This is a genomic window from uncultured Zoogloea sp. (assembly GCF_937894855.1).
Lineage (GTDB): Bacteria > Pseudomonadota > Gammaproteobacteria > Burkholderiales > Rhodocyclaceae > Zoogloea > Zoogloea oryzae.
The window spans coordinates 16,384-40,125 of the sequence record NZ_CALAYQ010000168.1 but is presented as its reverse complement, the minus strand read 5'-3'; the positions used below and the strand labels follow the sequence as shown (position 1 = coordinate 40,125).

At 68.6% G+C, this 23,742-nt stretch carries 18 protein-coding genes; 12 read left to right on the top strand and 6 right to left on the bottom strand.

Translation table 11 applies throughout. The features are described 5' to 3' along the window. Positions 1–547 (bottom strand): DEAD/DEAH box helicase (locus Q0672_RS18895; protein WP_298624733.1); only part of this gene is annotated, 547 nt, incomplete at its 3' end. A 258-nt stretch (positions 548–805) separates the two neighbouring features. Continuing rightward, on the bottom strand, positions 806–3,511 hold the full coding sequence (gene glnE, locus Q0672_RS18890) for a bifunctional [glutamate--ammonia ligase]-adenylyl-L-tyrosine phosphorylase/[glutamate--ammonia-ligase] adenylyltransferase (RefSeq protein ID WP_298624732.1): 2,706 nt from the start codon (positions 3,509–3,511) through the stop codon (positions 806–808). Positions 3,512–3,659: 148 nt separating this feature from the next. Between glnE and Q0672_RS18885 the strand changes: the two genes are divergently transcribed. From Q0672_RS18885 to Q0672_RS18865, 5 genes are read left to right on the top strand one after another with little or no spacing between them, the layout of a single operon-like run. Further along, the gene (locus Q0672_RS18885; RefSeq protein WP_298624731.1) at positions 3,660–7,580 is read left to right on the top strand and encodes a YhdP family protein; all 3,921 of its coding nucleotides are present in this window, start codon (positions 3,660–3,662) and stop codon (positions 7,578–7,580) included. Continuing rightward, complete coding sequence (locus Q0672_RS18880) at positions 7,577–8,392, top strand: carbon-nitrogen hydrolase family protein (RefSeq protein ID WP_298624730.1); 816 nt, start codon at positions 7,577–7,579, stop codon at positions 8,390–8,392. The genes Q0672_RS18885 and Q0672_RS18880 overlap by 4 nt, the downstream gene beginning before the upstream one ends. A gap of 15 nt (positions 8,393–8,407) precedes the next feature. Next, the gene (tldD, locus tag Q0672_RS18875; protein ID WP_298624729.1) at positions 8,408–9,865 is read left to right on the top strand and encodes a metalloprotease TldD; all 1,458 of its coding nucleotides are present in this window, start codon (positions 8,408–8,410) and stop codon (positions 9,863–9,865) included. A 1-nt stretch (position 9,866) separates the two neighbouring features. Next, on the top strand, positions 9,867–10,661 hold the full coding sequence (locus Q0672_RS18870) for a type IV pili methyl-accepting chemotaxis transducer N-terminal domain-containing protein (protein WP_298624728.1): 795 nt from the start codon (positions 9,867–9,869) through the stop codon (positions 10,659–10,661). 4 nt (positions 10,662–10,665) lie between these two features. Beyond that, positions 10,666–11,211, top strand: coding sequence for a hypothetical protein (locus Q0672_RS18865; RefSeq protein WP_298624727.1), 546 nt, complete (start codon positions 10,666–10,668; stop codon positions 11,209–11,211). Between the two features lie 31 nt (positions 11,212–11,242). Here the strand turns inward: Q0672_RS18865 and Q0672_RS18860 are convergent, their stop codons facing one another. Continuing rightward, positions 11,243–12,319: a PA0069 family radical SAM protein gene (locus Q0672_RS18860; RefSeq protein WP_298624726.1), complete on the bottom strand. Its 1,077-nt coding sequence runs from the start codon at positions 12,317–12,319 to the stop codon at positions 11,243–11,245. Between the two features lie 155 nt (positions 12,320–12,474). Here Q0672_RS18860 and aroG point away from each other — a divergent pair, with 155 nt between their 5' ends. After that, the gene (gene aroG / locus Q0672_RS18855) at positions 12,475–13,557 is read left to right on the top strand and encodes a 3-deoxy-7-phosphoheptulonate synthase AroG (RefSeq protein ID WP_298624725.1); all 1,083 of its coding nucleotides are present in this window, start codon (positions 12,475–12,477) and stop codon (positions 13,555–13,557) included. Position 13,558: 1 nt separating this feature from the next. Here the strand turns inward: aroG and Q0672_RS18850 are convergent, their stop codons facing one another. Next, entirely contained in the window at positions 13,559–15,484 is a 1,926-nt protein-coding gene (locus Q0672_RS18850; RefSeq protein WP_298624724.1) for a diguanylate cyclase, read from the bottom strand. A 205-nt stretch (positions 15,485–15,689) separates the two neighbouring features. Between Q0672_RS18850 and gluQRS the strand changes: the two genes are divergently transcribed. From gluQRS to Q0672_RS18830, 4 genes are all read left to right on the top strand, one after another. Beyond that, on the top strand, positions 15,690–16,619 hold the full coding sequence (gene gluQRS, locus Q0672_RS18845; RefSeq protein ID WP_298624723.1) for a tRNA glutamyl-Q(34) synthetase GluQRS: 930 nt from the start codon (positions 15,690–15,692) through the stop codon (positions 16,617–16,619). Positions 16,620–16,727: 108 nt separating this feature from the next. Further along, on the top strand, positions 16,728–17,528 hold the full coding sequence (locus Q0672_RS18840; RefSeq protein ID WP_298624722.1) for an SDR family oxidoreductase: 801 nt from the start codon (positions 16,728–16,730) through the stop codon (positions 17,526–17,528). A 190-nt stretch (positions 17,529–17,718) separates the two neighbouring features. Next, entirely contained in the window at positions 17,719–17,958 is a 240-nt protein-coding gene (locus Q0672_RS18835; protein ID WP_153163213.1) for a hypothetical protein, read from the top strand. A 59-nt stretch (positions 17,959–18,017) separates the two neighbouring features. Continuing rightward, positions 18,018–18,251 carry a DUF4124 domain-containing protein gene (locus tag Q0672_RS18830; RefSeq protein ID WP_298624721.1) on the top strand — a complete coding sequence of 78 codons (234 nt, stop codon included), beginning with the start codon at positions 18,018–18,020 and terminating at the stop codon, positions 18,249–18,251. On the opposite strand, the gene Q0672_RS18825 is transcribed toward Q0672_RS18830, so the two are convergent. Beyond that, positions 18,175–18,585 carry a hypothetical protein gene (locus Q0672_RS18825; RefSeq protein WP_298624720.1) on the bottom strand — a complete coding sequence of 137 codons (411 nt, stop codon included), beginning with the start codon at positions 18,583–18,585 and terminating at the stop codon, positions 18,175–18,177. The genes Q0672_RS18830 and Q0672_RS18825 overlap by 77 nt on opposite strands. Positions 18,586–18,757: 172 nt before the next feature. Between Q0672_RS18825 and Q0672_RS18820 the strand changes: the two genes are divergently transcribed. Then, positions 18,758–20,215, top strand: coding sequence for a PLP-dependent aminotransferase family protein (locus tag Q0672_RS18820; RefSeq protein ID WP_298624719.1), 1,458 nt, complete (start codon positions 18,758–18,760; stop codon positions 20,213–20,215). 23 nt (positions 20,216–20,238) lie between these two features. On the opposite strand, the gene Q0672_RS18815 is transcribed toward Q0672_RS18820, so the two are convergent. Then, a complete protein-coding gene (locus Q0672_RS18815) occupies positions 20,239–22,113 on the bottom strand; it encodes a potassium transporter Kup (RefSeq protein ID WP_298624718.1) in 1,875 nt (624 codons plus the stop codon). A 346-nt stretch (positions 22,114–22,459) separates the two neighbouring features. Between Q0672_RS18815 and Q0672_RS18810 the strand changes: the two genes are divergently transcribed. Further along, positions 22,460–23,707, top strand: a complete 1,248-nt coding sequence (locus tag Q0672_RS18810) for a citrate transporter (RefSeq protein ID WP_298624717.1) — start codon at positions 22,460–22,462, stop codon at positions 23,705–23,707. The last annotated feature ends 35 nt before the right edge of the window (positions 23,708–23,742 follow it).

Here is a 23,742-nt window from a genome sequence, read left to right as displayed (position 1 = left end):
TGTCGCGGATGAAGCCCATGTCGAGCATGCGGTCGGCTTCGTCCAGCACCAGGATCTCGACGCCGGAGAGGTCGATGGTGCCCTGGGTGTTGTGGTCGAGCAGGCGGCCCGGCGTGGCGACGAGGATGTCGATACGCTTCTTGAGGCGGGTGATCTGCGGGTTGATGGCCACGCCGCCGAACATCACCATTGAGGTGAGGGGCAGGTGCTTGCCGTAGGTCTGGACCGATTCCTCGACCTGGGCGGCGAGTTCGCGCGTCGGGGTGAGGATCAGGCAGCGGGGGCGGCCGGGTTTCTGGTTGTGGGCGTGGGCTTCGGAGAGCAGGTGCAGGATCGGCAGCGTGAAGCCGGCGGTCTTGCCGGTGCCGGTCTGGGCGGCGGCCATCAGGTCACCGCCGGCGAGCACTTGCGGAATCGCCTGGGCCTGGATCGGGGTGGGGGTGGTATAGCCGGTTTCGGCGATGGCTTGCTGGATGGGGGCGCTGAGGGCCAGATCGGCAAAGCCGATCGTCCCTGCCACTTGCGTGGCGGGCTGGGGTTGGGTCATTGGATTGTGTGCTCCTGCGACGGCCTGACCGCTTGAGATGAGCGGCACCAATCGGGGCGGGCGCAACGAGTGTTCGTGATCGCGTTTGGATCGGACGAAACGAATGATGGGAGGCCGGTACGCTGATTGGTTGGCGTACGGACGGCGGATTGTACGGCTTTGGCGGTGCTCGTGTTGACTTTTTTTGCGGATTGTTATGGCGCGGCGTGGAGTTCGTCCTCCCCGCCGCGCCATTCGCGTGGCTACGTGGCCGGCCGGTCAGACCGGCAGGGTGTCGTCGAAGACCTGGTTCCAGAGGGCGCGCACGCCGGCGGCCATGTCGGCGACGAGGTCGGGATCGACCCGCGAGGCCTGGTTGTTGAGGCGCAGACCGTGCTGCAGGCGGCGGTACTCGCGGTAGCTGTCGGCGGCGACGGCGGCTTGATCTGCGGGGATCAGGCCCAGCTCGCCGGCCATCCCGAGCAGCGCGATGTTGCCCAGGTTGCCGGTGAGGCTGGGGTGGGCGTGGGAATAGCCGAGCACCAGATACTGGACGATGAACTCCACATCCACCAGCCCGCCGCGGTCGTGCTTGAGGTCGAAGAGGCTGGTCTTGTTGGGGTGGCCATCGAACATCTTCAGGCGCATGGCCATGACCTCTTCGCGCAGCTTGGCGAGATCCCGCTGCTGGCGGAGCACCTCGATGCGGATCGCCTCGAACTTGCGGCCGATGGTCGGATCGCCGGCGCAGAAGCGGGCGCGGGTGAGGGCCTGGTGTTCCCACACCCAGGCGTTTTCGAGCTGGTACTGGCGGAAGGCGTCGAGCGACACCACCATCAGGCCCGAATCGCCGTTGGGGCGCAGGCGCAGGTCGGTCTCGAAGAGCTGGCCGGCGGGGGTCTGGGTGGATAGCCAGGTGTTGGTGCGCTGGCCAAGACGGGTGTAGATCTCGGCGGCCTCGGGGGCGTCGTCGTCATGGACGAAAACCATGTCGAGGTCGGATGCGTAGCCGAGCTCCTTGCCGCCCAGCTTGCCGTAGGCGAGCACCGCAAACTGAGGCGCGTCCCGGTGGCGGTTCTTGATCTTGCGCCAGCTGCAGGTGACGGCGAGGTCCACCATGATGTCGGCCAGCGCCGAGAGGAAGTCGGCGTGGCGCTCGACGGTGAGCTTGCCGGCGATGTCCTTGGTGAGCAGGCGGAAGACCTGGGCGTGGTGCTGCTCGCGCATCAGGTCCATCTGGCGTTCCATGTCGGGCTCGAGCTCGTCGAGCTGGCGGGCCAGATCGGCGCGGAAGGCGGGCAGGTCGAGCTCTTCCTCGAGCATCCGCGGGTCGATGGCTTCGTCGAGCAGGATCGGGTGCTGGTTGAGGAACTGGGCGGCCCAGGCGGAGGCGCTCACCAGCTCGGCGATCTTGTGCACGGTTTGCGGATACTGCTGGAGCAGCGCCAGGTAGGCGCCCCGGCGGCTGATGGCGTCGAGCAGGTCGAGCAGGCGCTCGAAGGTGGCGTTGGGATGGGCGGTTTCGGCGGCGGCCTCGATGACCCGCGGGATCAGCGGATCGAAGCGCTGCTTGATGGACGGCGGCATCTGCTGGTAGCGGTTGCCGCTGCGCAGGGTGGACAGCCGGCGGGCGGCGGCGGCCGGGTCGGGGTAGCCGAGGCGCTGGAATTCCTCGGTGCCGCGGGCTTCGTCGCAGGCGGAGGCCCACAGGGTGTCGAGGTTGTGGCCGGCCTCGGTGGGGTTGCCGAAGACGCTGTTGAAGTGGCGGCCGACGGATTCCCGGTGGTCGTCGAGTTCGGTGAGCAGGGCCTCGTAGGAGGCAAAGCCCATCGAGCGGGCGAGGATCGTCTGGTCGGCCGGGTTGGTGGGCAGGTTGTGGGTCTGGGCGTCGTCCATGTACTGAAGGCGATGCTCGACCCGGCGCAGGAAGTCGTAGGCGGCGGCCAGCTCGCGCTCGGCTTCGCGGGTGACGATGCCGCGTTCGGCCAGCCGCGCCAGCACCTTGACGGTGGGCTTGATCTGGAGCGCGGTGTCGCGGCCGCCGCGGATGAGCTGGAACACCTGGGCCAGGAACTCGATCTCGCGGATGCCGCCGGGGCCCAGCTTGACGTTGTTGGCCATGTCCTTGCGGGCCACTTCGCGGCGGATCTGGGCGTGCAGGTCGCGCATGGCGTTGATGGCGCCGAAATCCAGGTACTTGCGGAAGATGAAGGGGCGGGCGATGGCGTTGAGCTCGGCGCCGCGGATGCCGGTCATCACCCGGGCCTTGATCCAGGCGTAGCGTTCCCACTCGCGGCCCTGGGTGATGAAGTAGTTTTCGAGCATGTCGAAGCTCGCCACCAGCGGGCCGGAATCGCCGTTGGGGCGCAGGCGCATGTCGACGCGGAACACCTGGCCGTCGCCGGTGAGGTCGTTGAGGGCCTGGATGATGCCGCGGCCGAGCTTGGTGAAGAACTCGAAGTTGTCGATGATCTTGGGGCCGGCGGTGCTGCCGTCCTCGGGGTAGACGTAGATCAGATCGATGTCCGACGAGACGTTGAGCTCGCGGCCGCCGAGCTTGCCCATCCCGATGATGATGAACTCCTGCTCCCGGCCGTCGGCCGAAAGCGGAACGCCGTGGCGGGCGACGAGCTGCTCGCGCAGGATGTCGTGGGCGGCCTCCACGGCGATGTCGGCCAGGAGCGTCATCGTCTCGGTGACTTCGGTGAGATCGGCCAGCCGCGCGATGTCGCGCACCAGCACGTGGCAGATCACCCAGGCCCGCAGCCGGCGCAGCACCGGTTTGAGGGTGTTGTCGTCCACCTTCTCGTCGCGCAGGAAATCCCGCAGGGCTGCGGCGTCGAGGGGCTGGCCGATGCTGGCGGCGAGGCGCGGGCCGAGCCAGCTGCGGCTGTCGAGCTGGCGGCGCAGGAAACGCGAGCAGGCGAGGGCGTCTTCGATGGGCTTGGGCAGGCTGGCTGCCGGATCTTTGGGCTGTTCGGACATGGCGTGGGCCGATTGGTAGAATGGGCGATTGTCTATGTTCGCCCCGAGTTATGTCTGCCGGACTGATTTTCGTCAAGCCTGATGCCGGATGCGTCGGTGCGCGGCGGTGCGCTGTTGATCCCACCTGCGGCCCGCGCCTGCCTTCCGAGTGACCGAACGGCGATTCTCCCTGTCGTCCCTGCTGCACCTGCCGCGCTTCTGCCTGCACCGCCTGGCGGTGCTGGCGCTGGTGGCATATTTCGTCGGCGGCGTGGCTTTCCTGGCCATCCGTCACGGGGTGCTGCCCAACGTGCCGGCCTACCGGGGCGAGGTGGCCGATCTGCTGTCCCGCTCCCTCGGCCGGCCGGTGGAGATCGCCAGCCTCACCGCCGACTGGGCCGGCCTGCACCCCACTTTCCGCATCGACGGGCTCACCATCAAGGATGCCGCCGGCCAGCCGGCCCTGACCCTCGACCATGTCGAGGCCGAGCCGGCCTGGGTGTCGCTGCTGCTGATGCGGCTGCGCCTCAATCGGCTGGAGATCGACTCCCCCGATCTGGCCATCCGCCGCGACGCCGACGGGCAGATCTTCGTCGCCGGGCTGGCGGTCAAGACCGACGGCGAGAAGGGCGATTTCGCCCAATGGCTGTTCGACCAGCGCCGCATCCAGATCCGCAACGCCCGCCTCAGCTGGCGCGACGCCCTGCGCGGGGCTGACGAGCTGGTGCTCGACAAGCTGGAGTTCCGCCTCGACAACAGCGGCAGCCACCACCGGTTCGGCCTCACCGCCCAGCCGCCCAGCCGCCTGGCGGCCACGCTCGACCTGCGCGGCGACCTGCGCGGGCGCGATCCGGCCAAGCCCGCCGAATGGCGAGGCGAGCTTTACGCCGGGCTCGATTACGCCGATCTGGGGGCGTGGCGCCAGTGGGTGGATTACCCGCTGGCGGTCGAAGGCGCCGGCGGGCTGCGGGTGTGGTTCGAGTTTGCCGACGGCCGCGCCACCGGCATCACCACCGATTTTGCCCTCAGCAACGCCCGCGCCCGGCTGGCGAAGGAGCTGGAGCCCATCCCGCTGGTGCGGGCGTCCGGCCGGCTGCGCTATCACGACGAGGGCGGCGTCACCGAAGCCAGCGGCCGCCAGCTCAGCCTCGAGAGCAAGGATGGCCTGAGCCTCGCGCCCACCGATTTCTTCCTCTCCCTGCGCGACAAATCCGGCGCCACGCCGGCCCGCGGTGAGTTCGTCGCCAACCGGCTCGACCTGGGCGTGCTGTCGCGGCTGGCGGAGCGCCTGCCCCTCGACCCGGCCGTCCGCGCCCGGCTGGCCAGTCTGGCGCCCCAGGGCAGCGTCGCGCCGGTCAATCTCAAATGGAGCAGCGACGCGGGGCGGCTGCTCAGCTATTCGGTGGATGCGCGCTTCGCTGGGCTGGGCATCGAGCCAGTGGGTGCGTGGCCGGGGTTCTCCGGGCTGTCGGGGCGGGTGGATGGCAACGAGCGAGGTGGGCGCTTCAACCTCACCGGCCGCGACGCCACGCTTGAGCTGCCGCAGATCTTTCCCCAGCCACAGCTGGCCCTGGCCGAGATCTCGGCCGAAGGCAGCTGGAGCCATCCGGACGGGCGGCTGGAGGTGAGCCTCGCCAGCGCCAACTTCGCCAACCGCGACACCCGCGGTTCTGCCGCCGGGCGTTACCGCGCCCACGCCGACACGCCGGGCGAGATCGACCTGCAGGCGCGCCTCTCCGAGGCTGATGCCCGCGCCGTGTGGCGCTACATGCCGGCGGTGGTCGGCGCCGGCGCCCGCGACTGGCTGCAGCACAGCCTCGTCGGCGGCAAGGCACAGGACGCGCGGCTGGTGCTCAAGGGTGATCTGGCGAAGTTTCCGTTCCGCAACCCCAAGGACGGCACCTTCCGTGTCACCGCCCGGGTGACCGATGGCCAGCTCGACTACGCCCAGGGCTGGCCGAAGATCGACGGCATCTCCGGCGAACTGCTCTTCGAGGGCGCGGGGATGAACATCAAGGCCCACCGCGGCCGCATCTTCGGCGCCGAGCTGAAGGACGTGAGCGTGGTGCTGCCGGATTTCGAGCACGACGCGGTGCTCACCATCAACGGCGCGGCGAGTGGCCCGAGCCAGGATTTCCTGCGCTTCATCGCTCAGAGCCCGGTGGGCGACAGCATCAACCACTTCACCGATCCCTTCCGGGTCGAGGGCGCCGGCAACCTGAGCCTGCAGCTGGTGCTGCCCCTGCACCACATGCACGAATCGAAGGTGCGCGGCGAATACGTCTTTGCCCGCAACCGGCTGCAGGTCGATCCGGCCCTGCCGGTCTTTGCCGATGCGGGCGGGCGGATCGGCTTCACGGAGAGCCAGCTGACGGTGAAGAACGGCGTCGCGAAGGTGCTGGGCGACGCGGTGAGCGTGGCCGGTGGCACCCGCCCGGACGGCAGCGTGGTGCTCAACGCCCAGGGCAGCCTGAGCGTCGCCGCGCTGCGCCAGGAGCTCGACCTGCCGCTCCTCGACCACCTTTCCGGCAGCGCAGCCTGGAAGGGCGCGGTGACGGTGCCCAAGAAGGGCGGCGTCGAGTTTGCCCTCGACAGCAACCTGCAGGGTGTGGTGTCGAGCCTGCCCGACCCGCTCAACAAGTCGGCCGCCGGCAGCCTGCCCTTCCGCTTCGAGATCAGCGTGCCGCCGGGAAGCGGCGGGGTGACGGGCGACGTGCTCAAGCTGTCGGCCGGGTCGGTCTTCCAGGCCCAGTTCCAGCGGCGCTTCGAGCACGGCAAGGCGATCATCACCCGCGGGGGGATCGCCCTCAACGAGCCGGTGCGGCTGGCCGACAAGGGCGTGCTGGTGGCATCCAACGCCGACCGGCTCGATGCCGACGCCTGGCGCAAGGCGCTGGAGGGCAACCCCGAGCGGCAGCAGCGCCCGGCCGACCCGACGGGCACCGGCGACGCGGGCTTTCCGCTTTCCGGGCTGGCGCTCCGGGCCGGCGAACTTCGCATCCTCGGTCAGCGTCTCAGCGATGTGAATCTCAGGGCGGTGATGGAGGAAGGCGGCTGGCAGGCGCGGATGTCGAGCAAGGAGGCCACCGGCGACATCATGTGGCGCGACCAGGGCCGTGGCCGGCTCCAGGCCCGCTTCCGTCAGCTGGCGCTGGGAAGCGGCGCCAAGGACGGCGCGGCCGACACCTCCCGGCCCGACGAGGAACGCCTGTCCGAACTGCCCGGGCTGGACGTGACCGCCGACAGCTTCGTGCTGCGGGGCCACCAGCTCGGCCGGCTCGAACTCAAGGCCGCCAACCGGGGCGACCTGTGGCGGCTCGACCAGCTCACCATCACCAACCCGGACGGCAGCCTGTCGGGCAAGGGCGTGTGGCGGCCGGGCGCCCGGGAGGAAACCCGGCTCGGCTTCAAGCTCGACGTGAGCAATGTGGAAAAGATGCTCGCCCGGCTCGGCTACCCCGAGGCCGTGCGGCGCGGCAAGGGCGAACTCGAAGGCGAAGTGGTTTGGCACGGCCCGCCGACCGCGCTGCACATCGCCAGTCTTGGAGGCAAGATGCGCGTTCAGGCGGAAAACGGACAGTTCGCCCAGCTCGAGCCGGGCGTCGGGCGTCTGCTCGGGGTGCTCAGCCTGCAGGCGCTGCCGCGGCGCATCACCCTGGACTTCCGCGACGTGTTTTCCGAAGGATTCGCCTTCGACCGCATTTCCGGTAGCATCCAGATGAACCAGGGCGTGCTCCGGACTGACGACCTCGAGATCCTCGGCCCCGCAGCGCGGGTGTTCATGAGCGGCGAGGCCGACGCCGGCCGCGAAACCCAGAACCTGCGGGTGCGCGTCCAGCCGACGCTGTCCGAGTCCGTCGCCTTCGGTTCTGCCATTGCGACCACCGGGGTGATCAATCCGGCGGTCGGTCTTGCGGCCTACCTTGTCCAGAAGGTGCTGCGCGACCCGGTGGAAAAACTGTTCAGCTTCGAATACGCCGTAACCGGGGGATGGTCCGATCCCAAGGTTGAAAAGATCTCCGCCGCGCCCGCCCCGGTGCTGCGCCGGGCCCCGGACCGCGCCGATCCATCCCGTGAGGATAAACAATGAGCGACCGCCCTTCCTGCCGTATCGCCGCCGTCCAGATGGTGTCGGGCCCCGATGTGGACGCCAACCTCGCCGAGGCCGACCGGCTGATCGGCGAGGCTGCCGCTGCCGGCGCGCGCCTCGTCGTGCTGCCCGAATATTTTCCGCTCATCACCCCTGACGAAACCGCCAAGGTGCGCATCCGCGAACGGGACAGCGACGGCCCGATCCAGGCCTTCCTGAAAGACGCCGCGCGCCGCCACAAGGTGTGGCTGGTGGGCGGCTCGTGCCCGCTCGAGGCCGATGTGCCGGACAAGGTGCGCAACACCACCATGGTCTTCGACGACACCGGCCGGCGCGTGGCCCGCTACGACAAGGTGCATCTCTTTGGCTTTGTGCGGGGCAGCGAGCGCTACGACGAATCCGCCACCATCGAGCCCGGCAGCGACGTGGTCACCTTCGACGGCCCGTGCGGCACCGTCGGTCTGTCGATCTGCTACGACCTGCGCTTTCCCGAACTCTTCCGGGCGATGGGCGAGGTCGATCTGATCGTCCTGCCCGCCGCCTTCACCTACACCACTGGCCGCGCCCACTGGGAAGTCCTGCTGCGCGCCCGGGCCATCGAGAACCAGTGCTACGTGCTCGCCAGCGCCCAGGGCGGCACCCACCCGGGCGGCCGGCGCACCTGGGGCGACAGCCTCATCATCGATCCGTGGGGCGAAATCGTGGCCCGCCTGCCGGAAGGCCCGGGCGTGGTCGTCGCCGACTTCGATCCGGCCCGCATCGCCGAAGTCCGTGCCAGCCTGCCGGCCCTCAAACACCGCAAGATCAGCTGAAAGCCGCACCCGAACATGAGCAAGAATCCCCCGCAGAACCCCCTGAAGATCGCCAGCAAGCTGCTGCTCAAGCCCTACGACCTCGACTTCGAGGATCTCGACAAGGTCTTCGGCAAGCTCTTCCGGCACAAGCTCGACTACGCCGACCTGTACTTCCAGTACCACCGCTCCGAGGCCTGGAGCCTGGAGGAGGGCATCGTCAAGTCGGGCAGCTTCAACATCGAGCAGGGCGTGGGCGTACGCGCCATCACCGGCGAGAAGACCGCTTTCGCCTACTCCGACGACATCAGCCTGAAGGCCCTGAAGGATGCCGCCGCGGCCACCCGCGCGATCGCCGACAGTGGCCGCCGCAAGGCCCACAAGATCGAGGCCGCCAAGAAGGGCCCGCCGGCCCTGTACCGGGCCGACAACCCCCACGGCTCGCTGGACGACGTGGCCAAGGTCCAGCTGCTGGAGCGCCTCGAAGCCATGGCGCGGGCTGAAGACCCGCGGGTCAAGGAGGTGATGGCCAGCCTCGTCGGCTCGTGGGAAGTCGTGCTGGTGGCGCGCAGCGACGGCCATCTGGCGGCCGACGTGCGCCCGCTGGTGCGGGTGTCGGTGAGCGTCATCATGGAAGAGAACGGCCGCCGTGAGCAGGGCTCCGGCGGTGGCGGCGGGCGCTACGACTACGGTTATTTCAGCGACGAGGTGCTGGCCGGCTTTGCCAAGGCGGCGGTGCATCAGGCGCGGGTCAACCTGGGCGCCGGCCCGGCACCGGCCGGCCTGATGACCGTGGTGCTCGGCAACGGCTGGCCCGGCATCCTGCTCCACGAGGCCATCGGCCACGGGCTGGAGGGCGACTTCAACCGCAAGGAAAGCTCGGCCTTCTGCGGCCGCATCGGCCAGCAGGTGGCGGCCAAGGGCGTGACGGTGGTGGATGACGGCACCCTGCCGGACCGCCGCGGCTCGCTCACCATCGACGACGAGGGCAACCCCACCCAGCGCACCGTGCTGATCGAGGACGGCATCCTCACCGGCTACATGCAGGACATGCTCAACGCCCGCCTGATGGGGGTCGCGCCCACCGGCAACGGCCGCCGCGAATCCTTCGCCCACCTGCCCCTGCCGCGCATGACCAACACCATCATGCTGGCCGGCCAGCACGAGCCGGCCGAGATCATCGCGTCGGTGAAGAACGGCCTCTACGCCGCCAACTTCGGTGGCGGCCAGGTGGATATCACCTCGGGCAAGTTCGTGTTATCCACGTCCGAGTGCTACCTCATCGAAGATGGCAAGGTCACCCGCCCGGTGAAGGGCGCCACGCTCATCGGCAACGGCCCGGACTGCCTGACCCGCGTCTCGATGATCGGTAACGATCTGGCGCTGGACCCGGGCGTCGGCACCTGCGGCAAGGACGGCCAGAGCGTGCCGGTGGGCGTCGGCCAGCCGACCCTGCGCATCGACGGGCTGACTGTGGGTGGAACTGGAGGTTGAAATGAAGCGCCGTGAGTTTCTTGCTGCTGCCACCCTCGTGCCGCTGACGTCGGCACTTCAGGCTGCGCCGACGCCGCCCGCGCCTGCGGGCCTGTCGCTGGCTGGTGCGATCAACCGCGCCGGCCGCCAGCGGATGCTGTCCCAGCGCAGCGCCAAGGCGTGGCTGATGCTGGTCGAAGGCGTGCTGCCCGATCGGGCAAAGAGCATCCTCGACCACTCGGTGCGGCTCTTCGACCAGCAGCTTGTCGAGCTGCGTGGCCTGCAGCCCAACGACGAAGTCCGCTCCGCGTATATGCTCCTCGAATCCGAGTGGAGCCGTTATCGGCCGCTGCTGGCGGACATCCGCTCCGACGCCAAGCTGGTGTGGGGCGGCAGCGACGCGGTGCTCGGCGCGGCGCAGAAGCTCACCGTCGCCTACGAAAGGGTGGCAGGCACACCGGCCGGCCGGCTGGTCAACCTCTCGGGCCGGCAGCGCATGCTGTCCCAGCGGATGGCCAAGGCCTATTTCTTCCGGCAGGTGGGCGTCAATCCCGAGCCCGCCCGGGAGATGCTTGACGGGGCGATGAAGGAGTTCGCCAAGGCCCTGGACGAGCTCAAGACCGCGCCCCAGAACACCGCTCAGATCAAGTCCGAGCTGGGGCTGGTGGAGCAGCAGTGGTTCTTCTTCCAGAATGCCCTGAGCCTGCGCGCATCCGGCGATCTGAAGAAAGCCGCGGCCGATGTGGCGACCACCAGCGAGCGCATCCTGGAACAGATGGACGCGGTCGTGTCGCTCTATGAAAAGATCGCCAGCTGAGCCCATGAAGCGTCTTGGATGGCTTGCGGCGGCTGCGGCATCGGTGGCGGTGCTGGCCGGGTGTGCTGCTCCGCGGGTGGCGCCTTCCGCCGATCGATTGAGCCCGGGCGAGCTGGAGGCCATCGCCGCCGCAAGACGCGCCGGGCCGCTGACGATCGAGCAGATCATCCAGCGCTCCAGGGCGGGCGAGGCGCCCGCCGCGCTGATCGAGGACATCCGCAGCACCGGCACCCATCTTGCGGTGACGCCCGAGGAGCGTGCCCGCCTCGCCGGCCAGGGCGTGGCCCCGGCGGTGCTGGACGAGCTTGCCGCCGCCCAGGCGCGCTGGGCGCAAGACCAGGCCACCGCCGACAAGGTGCGTGCCGACACCGCCCGGATCGAGGCGGCAGACCGCGCCCGGGCCGAAGAGGAGCGCCGCCGTCGCGCCTACTATGGCCCGACCTACTCTCCTTACTACTCGCCCTACCGCGACCCCATGTGGCCCTACGGCTACCCTGGGCGCCGTGGTTACGGCGGCGGCTTCGGGTGGGGCGTGCAGATCCGCCGCTGAAAGTTGTTGCTCGGGCTGTTTGGCGCGCTGATCAGAACAGCGCGAGTTGACCGTCGTCTCGCCCCGGCGGCCGGAAGGCCGTGGTGACCAGCTGACGGCGGTTGCGATTGAGCCCGAGCCGCTCGCAGCAGCGCCGCAGGCGCTGGCTGTACAGATCGGCAAACACGCCCTCGCCGCGCATCCGGTGGCCGAAGCGGCTGTCGTTGAGTTCCCCACCCCGAAGCTGGCGCAGCAGGCTCAGCACATGGCCCGCCCGGTCCGGGTAATGGGCGACGAGCCAGTCCTCGAACAACGCCCGCAGCTCCCGCGGCAGACGCAGCAGCACGTAGCCGGCCGTATCGGCGCCGGCTGCCTGCGCCGCTTCGAGCACCTTTTCCATTTCATGATCGTTGATCGCCGGGATCAGCGGGGCGAAGAGCACGCCCACCGGCACGCCGGCGTCGTGCAGCCGGGCCATGGCGGCCAGACGCCGGGCCGGGCTGGCGGCGCGGGGTTCGAGCTGGCGGGCGAGGCATGGATCGAGGGTGGTGACCGAGAACATCACCTGCACCAGCCCGTCCCGGGCGAGATCGGCGAGGAGGTCGATGTCCCGCTCGATCAGCGCCGACTTGGTGACGATGGACACCGGGTGGCGGGTTTCGGCAAGGATCGCCAGCAGCTGGCGGGTCAGGCCCAGGCGCCGCTCGACGGGCTGCCAGCCGTCGGTGTTGATGCCCAGCGCAACGGGCTGGCAGCGGTAGCCGGGGGCGGCGAGCTCCCGCCGCAGCACAGCCGGCGCGTCGGGTTTCCAGGCGATCTTCGTCTCGAAATCCAGCCCCGGCGAGAGGCCTAGATAGGCATGGCCCGGGCGCGCGAAACAGTAGGCGCAGCCGTGCTCGCAACCCCTGTAGGGGTTGATCGACTGGGCAAAGGGCACGTCGGGCGAGGCGTTGCGGACGATCACCGAGCGGGCCTTGTCGAGGAGCAGGGTGGTGGCCGGGCCGTGATCGGGCTCATCCGCTACGTCGTCGGCCCAGCCGTCGTCGAAGGCGGCGCGCTGCCAGTCGGCAAAGCGGTCGCCCGGATTGAGGCGGCTGCCGCGGCCGCGGGGCAGGCTTGGGGGCTTCATCTTGCCAAGATTAGACTATATAAAAATACAGTTCAAGGCTGCGCGTCGGTGCCAGATGCGCCGCAATTCATGCCGACGGGAAGGGCGTCGTGTTACGGGGCGGGCGCATCGGCTAGAATTGCCGATTCCCTCAAGCAAAGCCGACAGGATTCACCATGCACGCCTCCTCGAAAATCCACATCGACGACGTCCGTATCAAGGCCATCAAGGAGCTCGCCCCGCCCGCCCATGTGCTGCGCGAGTTTCCGGCATCGCCCAAGGCCGCGGCGACCACTTTCGAGGCGCGCACGGCGATCCACCGCATCCTGTTTGGCGCCGACGACCGCCTGCTGGTTGTGATTGGCCCGTGCTCGATCCATGACTACGCCGCGGCGATGGAATACGCCCGCCGCCTGAAGGTCGAGGCCGAGCGCCTGAAGGACGACCTGCTGATCGTGATGCGGGTGTACTTCGAGAAGCCGCGCACCACCGTTGGCTGGAAGGGCCTGATCAACGATCCGCACCTGGACGGCAGCTTCGCGATCAACGAAGGCCTGCGTCTGGCGCGCCAGCTGCTGGCCGAGATCAACGAGCTGGGCCTGTCGGCGGCCACCGAATTCCTCGACATGATCACGCCGCAATACATCGCTGACCTGATCGCCTGGGGCGCCATCGGTGCCCGCACCACCGAGAGCCAGGTGCACCGCGAGCTGGCCTCCGGCCTGTCGTGCCCGGTGGGCTTCAAGAACGGCACCGATGGCAACGTGCGCATCGCCGTGGATGCGATCAAGGCCGCCCAGGCGCCGCATCACTTCCTGTCGGTGACCAAGGCCGGTCACTCGGCCATCGTGTCCACCGCCGGCAACGAAGACTGTCACCTGATCCTGCGCGGCGGCGCCGGCCCCAACTTCGACGCGGCCAGCGTCGATGCGGCCTGCAAGGAGCTTTCCGCCGCGGGCGTGCAGGGCAAGCTGATGATCGATTTCTCCCACGCCAACAGCCGCAAGCAGCACAAGCTGCAGGTGGAGGTGGCGCGGGACGTGGCGGGTCAGATGGCGGCCGGCAACGACCGCATCATGGGCGTGATGGTCGAATCCCACCTTAAGGAAGGTCGTCAGGATCTGAAGCCGGGCGTGGAGCTGGAGTACGGCAAGAGCATCACCGACGCGTGCATCGGCTGGGAAGACAGCCTGGTGGTGCTCGACGTGCTGGCCGAGGCCGTGCGTCAGCGCCGGGTGCGGCGCGCCGAACCGGCCTGATTCAGACGGGCAGCGTGGCGAGGCTGGGGGCGACGCCGGGATGGGCGCCGTCCCGTCCTTCGATGCGCTGCCCGCCGCGCCGCTTGGCGCGGAACATCCGGGTGTCGGCCATCTTGATGAGATCTTCGGCGCTCGTCGCGTCTTCCGGGAAGGTGGCCACGCCGATGCTTGTGCTGACCGGATGGCAGGCGGTGTGGGCGGCGAGGGGCTCGTGCAGGGTGCTGAGGATCTTCGCCGCAACCCGGTTGGCGTCGCCGGCTTCGTCGAGCTCGGCCAGCAGGATCACGAATTCATCGCTGCCCAGGCGCGCCACGGTGTCGCAGGCGCGCACGCAGGTGCGCAGGCGGTCGGCGATCTCCAGCAGGGCCTGGTCGCCGGCGGCGTGGCCGCCCAGGTCGTTGATGCGCCGGAAATCATCCAGATCGACAAAGAGCAGCCCGACCCGCTCGGAATAGCGCTGGGCGCGGGCGATTGCGAGGGTCAGCCGGTCGGTCAGCAGGCGCCGGTTGGGCAGGCCGGTGAGGGCGTCGTGGTAGGCCAGGTGGCGGATCCGTTCGGTGCTGCGCACCTGCTCGGTCACGTCGATGGCGGTACCGTGGTGGCCCAGGAAGGCGCCGTGCTCGTTGAAGCGCGGTGTGCCGCACAGGCTCAGCCACAGGGGCGGGTTGTTGCCGTTGGGCAGTTCAACCAGCAGGTCGCGAAAGCCGTTGCAGCCTTCGAAGGCCGCGCGCACGTCGGATTGACCGGGGCGCGCGTTGCCGCCCTGGCGGTGGAGCTGCCACCACTTGCGGCCCAGGTTGACCTTGAGGGTGTCGTTGGTGCGTTCCGCTTCGTGGGTGACGTGCATCAGGCGGTGCTGGGGGTCGGTCTTCCAGTACCAGTCGGTGCTCCGGGCGATCAGCGTGCGCAGCTGCGAGGCGAGCAGCTCCTCGCGGGCGCTGTCCATCATCCTCTCGGTCACGTCGAAGGCCACCCAGACCACCTGGGGCGGGTGGCTCTCCGGGTCGATCGCCTGGCCGGTGATCTCGGCCCAGAACACGCTGCCGTCGCGGCGCCGGAGGCGCGTCGAGGCGTGATAGGTGCTGCCACGCCGGATCGCCGTATCGGCGGCCCGGGCGTGATGGTGCCAGTCGGCCCGGCTCTCGAAGCCATCCAGCAGGCGGGACCCGGCGATGCCGCTCTCGTCGACGCGCATCATCTCGGCAAAGCGCCGGTTGCACAGTTCGACCCGGTTGCCGCGGGACAGCACGATGGCGGCGCGGGCGTTGTCGACCATGGCCTGGTGGGGCATCAAGGTGGTTTCGAACGCGGCCAGGCTATCCTGCGGAGGGCCTTCACGGCCGGTGTGCAGGCTGCGTACGATCAGTGCGAAGGCGGCGAACGCCAGCAGCCAGAAGGCCGCGCCTGGCACCCGCGCCGGTGGGCTCGCCACCAGCAGGATGAACAGCGGCAGCAGTACCGTGGCGGCGAAGGCCGAGTAGCTGCTCACGCTGCGGCTGAACCCGGTACCGGCCAGCGTGACGCTGCACAGGACCACACACAGGATCGCCTGGGACTGGGGGCTCGCGTCGTAGGGGCCGACCAGGGCGAGGGCGCCCCAGGCTGCGCCGCCGATGATCGGGCCGGCGGAAGAGAAGTAGCTGCGCAGGGGAACGTCGTCGTGCCGGGGCTGCGGGCTGGCCTGGGCGTCGGGCAGGGACATGCCGAGCATCAGCAGCTGGCTGAGTGTGAGCCCGAGCCACCAGGCGAGCAGTGGGTCCTGGTTGCCCATGTGGGGCCACAGGGCCAGCACGGTTACGATGGCGGCAAACTGGATGCCCAGATGGAGCAGCGGGAGACTCGCCCGGTGGGTGGAGGATGTGCCTGTGCCGGTAGCTGGGCTGCGTGGCGATTCCTGGCGGAGGAGGGCAAGCGTGCCAAGTTTCATGCGGCGGGCGTCGGTACGAGGCTTTGGGTTGGGCAGATGCGGCGGGATGTGGGGCAAAACGGGCGTAGACGGAAACGCAGCGCCAGCGCGATTATCAAGGGCCCGCGGGTTTGGTGAAATATGCCGAAAGTCATAGGTTTCCTGCGCTATTTCAGTAACTTGATGATTTAAAAGGAAATGTCAAAATTTGTTAAGGCATGTTTTTGTGAACAGTCATGAACTGGCGGCCGGCGCGGGCCTGCCGGTCGGGCGATTTGCGCCGTCGCCCACCGGGCCGCTGCACTTCGGGTCCATCGTTGCGGCGGTGGGGAGCTGCCTGGCTGCCCGGGCAGCAGGGGGGCGGTGGCTGCTGCGCATCGAGGACGTGGACACGCCCCGCAGCGTGCCCGGCGCGGCCGATGGCATTCTGCGCACGCTGGCGCGCTTCGGTTTTGAATGGGACGGGCCAGTGGTTTGGCAGAGCGCACGGACGCTCGCCTATGAGGCGGCCTTCGAGCGCCTGCGTGCTGCCGGGCGGGTGTTCGGCTGCGCCTGCACCCGCAAGGAGATGGCCGACTCGGCCCTCGCCCGGGACGGCACCCGGCGCTATCCCGGCACCTGCCGCGATGGCCTGCCGGCAGGGCGCGAGGCGCGGGCCTGGCGGCTGCGGGTTGCGCCCGGCGTGGTGAGTTTTGACGACGCGGTGCAGGGGCCCGTGGAGGAGGACGTGGCGGCCGACGTGGGAGATTTCGTGCTGCTGCGGGCCGACGGCCTGTTCGCCTACCAGCTGGCGGTGGTGGTGGATGACGCCGAGGCCGGCGTCACCGACGTGGTGCGCGGCGCCGATCTGCTCGATTCCACGCCCCGCCAGATCCTGCTCCAGCGCGCGCTGGGCTATCCCACGCCGCGCTACGCCCACCTGCCGGTGGCGGGCAATGCCGCGGGCGAGAAGCTCTCCAAGCAGACCCTGGCCCGGGCGGTGGAGGACGCCCGGCCCCAGCAGGTGCTGGCGGATGCGCTGGATTTTCTCGGGCAGGCGCCCCCGGACGGGCTGGTCGACGCGAGTCTCGACGCCCTGTGGGCCTGGGCGCGGGCCAGCTGGTCGATGGATCGGGTGCCCCGCCAGCGGCTCGTTCCGGCGCCGCGTTACGGATGAGGCAGGCGCGACACAACTCGACTGGCAGGCGTCGGCGGATGCACTACGCTGAAAGAAGGGCGGCCCGGCACCGGAGGGGCGCCGGTGTTTCGCGCGGGCGGGGGAGCCATGGGCTGGTTGGGACGCCTCAATACGCCGATCACCAACTGGCGCGGCCAGCGGGTGTGGATCGTCGGTGCCTCGAGCGGCATCGGCGCGGCGCTGGCTGCCGAGCTCAACGCTCGCGGCGCACGGCTCGCCCTGTCGGCCCGTAGCGGGGGCCGCCTGCGGGAGCTGGCGCGGGGCTTTGACGAGGCGCTGGTGCTGCCCCTCGACGTGACCGACTCCGGCGCCTTCACCCTGGCGATGATGCAGATCCTCGATGCCTGGGGTGGAGTGGATGTGGTGGTCCTGAGCGCCGGCACCTACATGCCGATGCGGGCCTGGGATCTCACCGTCGACACCGCCCGGCAGACGGTGCACACCAACCTCCTCGGGGTGGTCGATGGCGTGGCGGCGGTGGTGCCCCAGCTCCTGCGCCAGCGGGGTGGGGCGATCGCCATTGTCGGCGGTGTGGCGGGCTATCGGGGGCTGCCGGAGGCGCTGGCTTACGGGCCGAGCAAGGCGGCGCTGATCAATTTTGCCGAGACGCTGTACCTGGAGCTGGCGCCCCACGGCGTGTCGGTGTTCCTCATCAACCCGGGTTTCGTTGCCACGCCGCGGCTGATGGCCTGCGTGGATTTCGAGATGCCGGCGCTGGTCGGCGCGCCCGACGCGGCCCGCCAGATCATCGAAGGGATGGCCCGGGGGCGCTTCGAGATCCACTTTCCCCGACGCTTCACGCTGATGCTCAAGCTGTTGCGCTGCCTGCCCTACCGGATCTACTTCCGGGTGGCGGCCCGGAGCGGGGTGCGCCGAAGCGATGGTTGAATCATCCATCAACCCATATTGGGCTTTTCGGAGTTGTCCAGACCCGAAATGGGTATGGCTGGGGTGGTTTGTGTCAATGTGATTCGCGGGTGTCTGTTTTGATGTTGTTTAACTTTCCGGTCGCGCCGTCTCTCTAGAATCCGTTCCGTGACCGCGCCGCTTAGAGGGCGCTTCCTGGACGGAGAGTCTGATGGTGTTGATCAAGCGGGATGTGATCCTCAAGCCCTACGCGGTGCTGCGGCAGGGCCAGAACCGATGGGACGGCTGGTACGACGTCCTGCACAAGACCGATCGCCGTCCGATCCAGACTTTCGTGCGGGTGCCTTCGCCCGAGGGGTTTGCCAACGCAGAGCTGGCCTGCCAGGCGGCGGAGATCCTCGCCGAATGGGATTTCGAGCGGGGCTACGGGCTGAACCGCCCGAAGCGCTGAGTCTTTCCGCCCTTCCTTTTCCGTCCTCTTCCTTCGCCGTCCCTGTTTCGGGAGTCATCATGAAGATGCTTGTGCTGGGCGTTCTGATGTTGCCGCTGGCTGCCCAGGCCGCGGTTTACAAGTGCGGCGAGGGTGCCAACGTGGTGTTCACCGACCGGCCCTGCACCTACGTGGCGCCGGCGCCCAAGGCGGGCGCCACGGTTGTGCCGGTGGTGGTCACGCCGGCCGAGCTGGGCGCGCGTCCGGTGGTGAGTAATCGTGAGCCTTCGGGCGTCCGTCTGCTGCCGCGCTGATCCGCAGCCATCCCCGCAGTCTTTCCCGCAGTTTCTCCAGTCGCGTCTTCAGCCAGCCGCCCGGGCTGGCGTGTGAGGGCGCGATGCACACCAGCGAGCATGGCCGCTCCGCGCTCAGCCTGACCCATCCGGTAGTACTCACCACCCAGTCGTCGCCGGCGGCGAGATGCTGGCGGGGCGTGTGCAAGGTGTCGCCCAGCCAGCAGGGCGGGCCTTCGAGCCGGGCGGCGCCGTCGATCACGACGAGCCGGGTGCCGGCCGCGAGGTGTTTCATCCACTGTTCTGCGCGCTGAAGTTCGAGGCGGCGCGCGTCGTCGGCGGGTTGCTGGTCCATGGTCGTGCTCCTTGCTGGGGACGACGTCAGCCTACGGCCCGGGCGCTTGCCGCAACAGGCACAGGAAACGGCTTTCTGTATCGATGCAGTGCCGGATTTCTGCATCTGTTATTGTGCGCTTTGCGCCGATCTGTACCTTGGGGCCGATGGCCGGCCCGGGGATCATGGCGCGATGGATGCCGCCACCGTGGATACCCCGCTTTATCTCCAGCTTGCCGCCCACTACCGCCAGGCCATCGCCAGCGGCGTGCTCGCGCCCGGCGCGCGGATGCCGTCGGTGCGGGCGTTGATGCGCACCCACCGGGTCAGCCTGTCCACCGCGCTGCAGGCCTGCCGCAGCCTGGAGGACGAAGGACTGCTCGAAGCCCGGCCGCGCTCCGGCTACTTCGTGCTGGCGCCTCGGCGGGCGGTGCTCCAGCCGGTGCAGGAGCCCGAGCCCGGCGCCACGGCGGCTCCGCCAGATCCGGCGCCCTATTCCGGCATCCACGACCGCATCTCGGATTTCGTGGTGAAGTGCGAGCGCCATCCGGTGGTCACCAACTTGGCGCTGGCCTTCGGCTCGCCCGAGTGCTACCCCCAGGAAGCGCTGAAGAACGCCGCCCTGCGCGCCCTCCGGCGGCGCCCCGAGGTGCTGGTGAGCCCTGTGCCGCCCCAGGGCGATCCGGGTTTCCGGGCGGTGCTGGCGCTGCGGGCAATGGCGGCGGGGATGAGCCCGACGCCGGACGAGATCGTCGTCACCCACGGCTGCACCGAGGCGCTCAACCTGGCGCTGCGGGCGGTCACCCAGCCCGGCGACACCGTGGCGGTGGAATCACCCACGTATTTTGGCCTGCTGCAGGTGATCGAGAGCCTGGGCCTCCACGCGCTGGAAATCCCCACCAGCCCCAGCCGCGGGATGTCGGTCGAGGCGCTGGAGCTGGCCCTCGCCACCCATCCGCAGATCCGCGCGGTGGTGGTGGTGCCCAACTTCCAGAACCCGCTGGGCTGTGTGATGCCCGACGAGGAGAAGGCGCGCCTCGTGGCCCTGTGCGACGCGGCGAAGGTGGCGCTGATCGAGGACGACATCTACGGCGCCTTGAGCGACGACGATCTGCCGCTACGCACCGCCAAATCCTGGGACAAGAGCGGCAACGTGATCCACTGCGGCTCGCTGCACAAGACGCTGGCGCCGGGCATGCGCATCGGCTGGATGCTGGGCGGGCGCTGGCTGGCGCGCATCCGGATGCTCAAGCACGCCCAGAGCCGCGCCAATGACGCCCTGGCCCAACTGGCGATTGCCGAGTTCATGGGCAGCCACGCCTATGACCGCCATCTGGTGCGTCTTCGCCGGCTGCTCAAGGCCCAGCGGGCGGCCACGGCGGGGGCCATCGCGGCGTACTTTCCGGCCGGCACGCGGCTCAGCATGCCGTCGGGCGGGATGATGCTGTGGGTGGAGATGCCGGGTGGGCGGTCATCCGGCCAGGTGTTTGATACGGCGCTGGCGGAGGGCATCCGCGTGGCGCCGGGGCTGATGTTTTCCAACAGCGGCCGCTTCGATCACTTTTTGCGGATCAGCTGCGGCACGCCCTTCAACCCCAACATCGAGGCGGCGTTGAAGCGCCTCGGGCAGATCGTCGCGGCGGGCGGCTGAGGGCCGGCCCGCCACAGCGTGGGTCAGATCACCAGCTGGGTGCCCAGCTCGACGACCCGGTTGTTGGGGATCTTGAAGAAGTCGGTGGCGCTGGTGGCGTTCTTCGACATGAAGGCGAAGAGGCGCGCCCGCAGCGGGTGGATCTTGCGGCCCAGCACGCCGGGGATCACGGTCTCGCGCGAGACGTAGAAGGTGGTCTCCATGATCTCGAAGGGCTCGCCCAGGCGCCGGCAGTGCTCCAGCGCCTGAGGCACGTCCGGGTCTTCCATGAAGCCGTAGCGGATCACGATGCGCAGGAAGCCTTTTTCCATGCGGTGCAGGTAGAGGCGGTGCAGGTCGTTCACGTAGGGCGTGTCGGTGGTCTCGACGGTCACCAGCGCGACCCGCTCGTGGAGCACCTGGTTGTGCTTGAGGTTGTGCAGCAGCGCGGCCGGCACGCCTTCCTTGGAGCCGGTCATGAACACGGCCGTGCCGCTCACCCGGTGCACGTCCGATCCGAGCATCTTGAGGAAGGCCGGCATCGGCACGCCCTGCTTGGCCAGCTCGCGACGCACCAGCCGACGCCCGCGGCGCCAGGTGGTGAGCACCGTGAAGGACACGATCGCCATCACGATGGGGAACCACCCGCCTTGCGGAATCTTGATCGCATTGGCGGCGAAGAAGGCGATGTCGACAATCAGGAAGCCACCGGCCACCAGCGTCACCACCAGCGGATGCCAGCGCCACAGCAGCACCATCACGAAGGCCACCAGCACCGTGTCGATCAGCATCGTGCCCGTGACCGCAATGCCGTAGGCGGCCGCCAGGTTGGACGAGTTGCCAAAGCCCACCACCAGCGCCACCACGGCGAAGTACAGCGTCCAGTTGGTGAAGGGCACGTAGATCTGGCCTTCTTCCTTGCCGGAGGTGTGGATGATCAGCATCCGCGGCAGAAAGCCCATCTGCACCGCCTGCCGGGCCACCGAGAAGGCGCCGGAGATCACCGCCTGGGAGGCGATGACGGTAGCCATGGTGGCCAGCACCACCATCGGGATCAGCGCCCAGTTGGGGCCCAGGTGGAAGAACGGGCTCTCGATGGCGGCGGGTTCGTTGAGGAGCAGAGCGCCCTGGCCGAAGTAGTTGAGCACCAGCGCCGGCATGACAAAGCCGAACCACGCGAGGCGGATCGGGTAGCGGCCGAAGTGGCCCATGTCGGTGTAGAGCGCCTCGCCACCGGTGACGGCCAGCACCACCGAACCCAGCGCCAGGAAGGCGAGCCCCGGATGGTTGAGGATGAAGCGCGCCGCGTAGAGCGGGTTGAGGGCCGCCAGCACATCCGGGTGGCGGGCGATCTCGAGGGCGCCGAGCACCCCCAGCACGCCGAACCAGCCCACCATCACCGGGCCGAAGAACAGCCCGACGGTGCCGGTGCCGCGGCTCTGGATGAAGAATAGCCCGGTGAGGATCACCAGGGTGATCGGCAGCACGTAGGTCTTGAAGTCCGGCGAGACGATCTCGAGCCCCTCGACCGCCGACAGCACCGAGATCGCCGGGGTGATCATGCTGTCCCCGTAGAACAGCGCGGCGGCGAAGATGCCCAGCAGCGAGATCACCCAGGTCACCACCCGGTTGCGGGAGTTTTCGGTGATCAGCGAGAGCAGCGCCAGGGAGCCGCCCTCGCCGCGGTTGTCGGCCCGCATGATCACGGTGACGTACTTGAGGGTGACCAGCGCCATGATCGACCAGAACACCATCGACAGGATGCCGAGGATGTTGTCCGGGGTGACGTCGATGGGGTGATGGCCGTTGAAGATTTCCTTCAGGGCGTAGAGCGGGCTGGTGCCGATGTCGCCGAAGACGACACCGATCGCCGCAATCACCACCGGGGCCAGGCGCTTTTGTGAATGATCGTGGGACACGGTTGGGTTCTTTCTTTTCTTGTTTGCTTGAACGGAAGCAGGCAAAACACTCCCTCTTTGCCTGCAGCGCAGCGCAGATTGTCCGCCTTCCGCAGCGCGTCAAATTGACTTGGCTCAAGGCCTGCGCGCCCCCCAGAACATGCGCGCCGGTGCTGGCGGAGTGCAATCGGGCTAAGGGTTTGAGCTACGCGCTGCCCTTAGTGCGTCTTCGCACCTACAATGCGGGATTGTCGGGCCAGAACGGTCCGGATCTTGTCTTGAGGATGCGTGTATGAAGTCGAACGTGGGGAGCCTGGCCCGGTGTCTGGCAGTGGGGGTGTCAGGGTTGCTGGCGTCTGGAGCGGCGATGGCGGCGGGCGTTGAAGGCCCGGCGGTGGCCGGGATTCCGGTGGATTTCATCCTTTTCGCGCTGACCCTGCTGGGCGTCGCCCTGTTCCACGACCACACGTTGAAGGTCGGCCTGGTGGGGCTGACGGTGATCTCCGTCTATAAGCTGCTGTTTACCGGCTTTCAAGCCGGTCCGGGGCTTGGCGGACTGGTCGCCCACTTCGCCCACGAGTGGGTGACGCTGTCCAATCTCTTCCTGCTGCTGATGGGTTTTGCGCTGCTGGCGCGGCACTTCGAGAAGACCCGCATCCCGGTGATCCTGCCGCGCTACCTGCCGGCCGACTGGAAAGGCGGCTTCGTGCTGCTGGTGATGGTCTTCGTGATTTCCAGCTTCCTCGACAACATCGCCGCGGCGCTGATCGGCGGCGCAATGGCGCACTCGCTGTTCCGCGCCAAGGTGCACGTGGGCTACCTGGCAGCCATCGTCGCGGCGTCCAATGCCGGTGGGGCGGGCAGCGTGGTGGGCGACACCACCACCACCATGATGTGGATCGCCGGCGTGAGCCCGCTGGCGGTGGTCGAAGCCTTTGCCGGTGCGGCGGTGGCGCTGGTGATCTTCGGCATCCCGGCCGCACGGGTCCAGCACCGGCACTCGCCGATCATCCGCCACGCCCACGAGCACACCCACGTGGATATCCCGCGGGTCGGCATCGTGGTGCTGATCCTCGCCGCTGCGGTCACGATGAACGTGGTGGTCAACATTCACTTCACCGCGCTGGCCGACAGCTTCCCCTTCCTGGGCGTAGCGGTGTGGGCGGCGATCCTGCTCACCGTCGGCATCCGCCGGCCTGACTGGGAGGTGCTGCCGGAAACCTTCATGGGCACGGTCTTCCTGCTCTCGCTGGTGAGCTGCGCCTCGATGATGCCGGTCGAGAAGCTCCCCGCCGCGTCGTGGCAGACGGCCTTCGGTCTGGGCTTCGTGTCGGCGGTGTTCGACAACATCCCGCTCACCGCGCTGGCCCTCAAGCAGGGCGGTTACGACTGGGGTTTTCTGGCCTACGCGGTGGGCTTCGGCGGTTCGATGCTGTGGTTCGGCTCGTCGGCCGGCGTGGCGCTGTCCAACATGTTCCCGGAGGCCAAGTCGGTGGGTAACTGGCTGCGCCACGGCTGGTTCGTGCCGGTGGCCTACGTGGCGGGTTTTGCGGTGATGGTGCTGCTGGTGGGCTGGCATCCGACGGGCGACCTGAAGGCCGCGCTCCCGCACTAAGCCCAAAGGCCCCGCCGCCCGGCGGGGCCGCCTAG

Excerpts from the sequence above, each read along its gene's own strand:
- Q0672_RS18850 (WP_298624724.1), bottom strand. The coding sequence starts at position 15,484 with ATGAAACTTGGCACGCTTGCCCTCCTCCGCCAGGAATCGCCACGCAGC.
- Q0672_RS18810 (WP_298624717.1), top strand. The coding sequence starts at position 22,460 with ATGGCGGCGGGCGTTGAAGGCCCGGCGGTGGCCGGGATTCCGGTGGAT.
- tldD (WP_298624729.1), top strand. The coding sequence starts at position 8,408 with ATGAGCAAGAATCCCCCGCAGAACCCCCTGAAGATCGCCAGCAAGCTG.
- Q0672_RS18825 (WP_298624720.1), bottom strand. The coding sequence starts at position 18,585 with ATGGACCAGCAACCCGCCGACGACGCGCGCCGCCTCGAACTTCAGCGC.
- aroG (WP_298624725.1), top strand. The coding sequence starts at position 12,475 with ATGCACGCCTCCTCGAAAATCCACATCGACGACGTCCGTATCAAGGCC.
- glnE (WP_298624732.1), bottom strand. The coding sequence starts at position 3,511 with ATGTCCGAACAGCCCAAAGATCCGGCAGCCAGCCTGCCCAAGCCCATC.
- Q0672_RS18835 (WP_153163213.1), top strand. The coding sequence starts at position 17,719 with ATGGTGTTGATCAAGCGGGATGTGATCCTCAAGCCCTACGCGGTGCTG.
- Q0672_RS18880 (WP_298624730.1), top strand. The coding sequence starts at position 7,577 with ATGAGCGACCGCCCTTCCTGCCGTATCGCCGCCGTCCAGATGGTGTCG.
- Q0672_RS18820 (WP_298624719.1), top strand. The coding sequence starts at position 18,758 with ATGGATGCCGCCACCGTGGATACCCCGCTTTATCTCCAGCTTGCCGCC.
- Q0672_RS18860 (WP_298624726.1), bottom strand. The coding sequence starts at position 12,319 with ATGAAGCCCCCAAGCCTGCCCCGCGGCCGCGGCAGCCGCCTCAATCCG.
- Q0672_RS18830 (WP_298624721.1), top strand. The coding sequence starts at position 18,018 with ATGAAGATGCTTGTGCTGGGCGTTCTGATGTTGCCGCTGGCTGCCCAG.
- Q0672_RS18870 (WP_298624728.1), top strand. The coding sequence starts at position 9,867 with ATGAAGCGCCGTGAGTTTCTTGCTGCTGCCACCCTCGTGCCGCTGACG.
- Q0672_RS18840 (WP_298624722.1), top strand. The coding sequence starts at position 16,728 with ATGGGCTGGTTGGGACGCCTCAATACGCCGATCACCAACTGGCGCGGC.
- Q0672_RS18865 (WP_298624727.1), top strand. The coding sequence starts at position 10,666 with ATGAAGCGTCTTGGATGGCTTGCGGCGGCTGCGGCATCGGTGGCGGTG.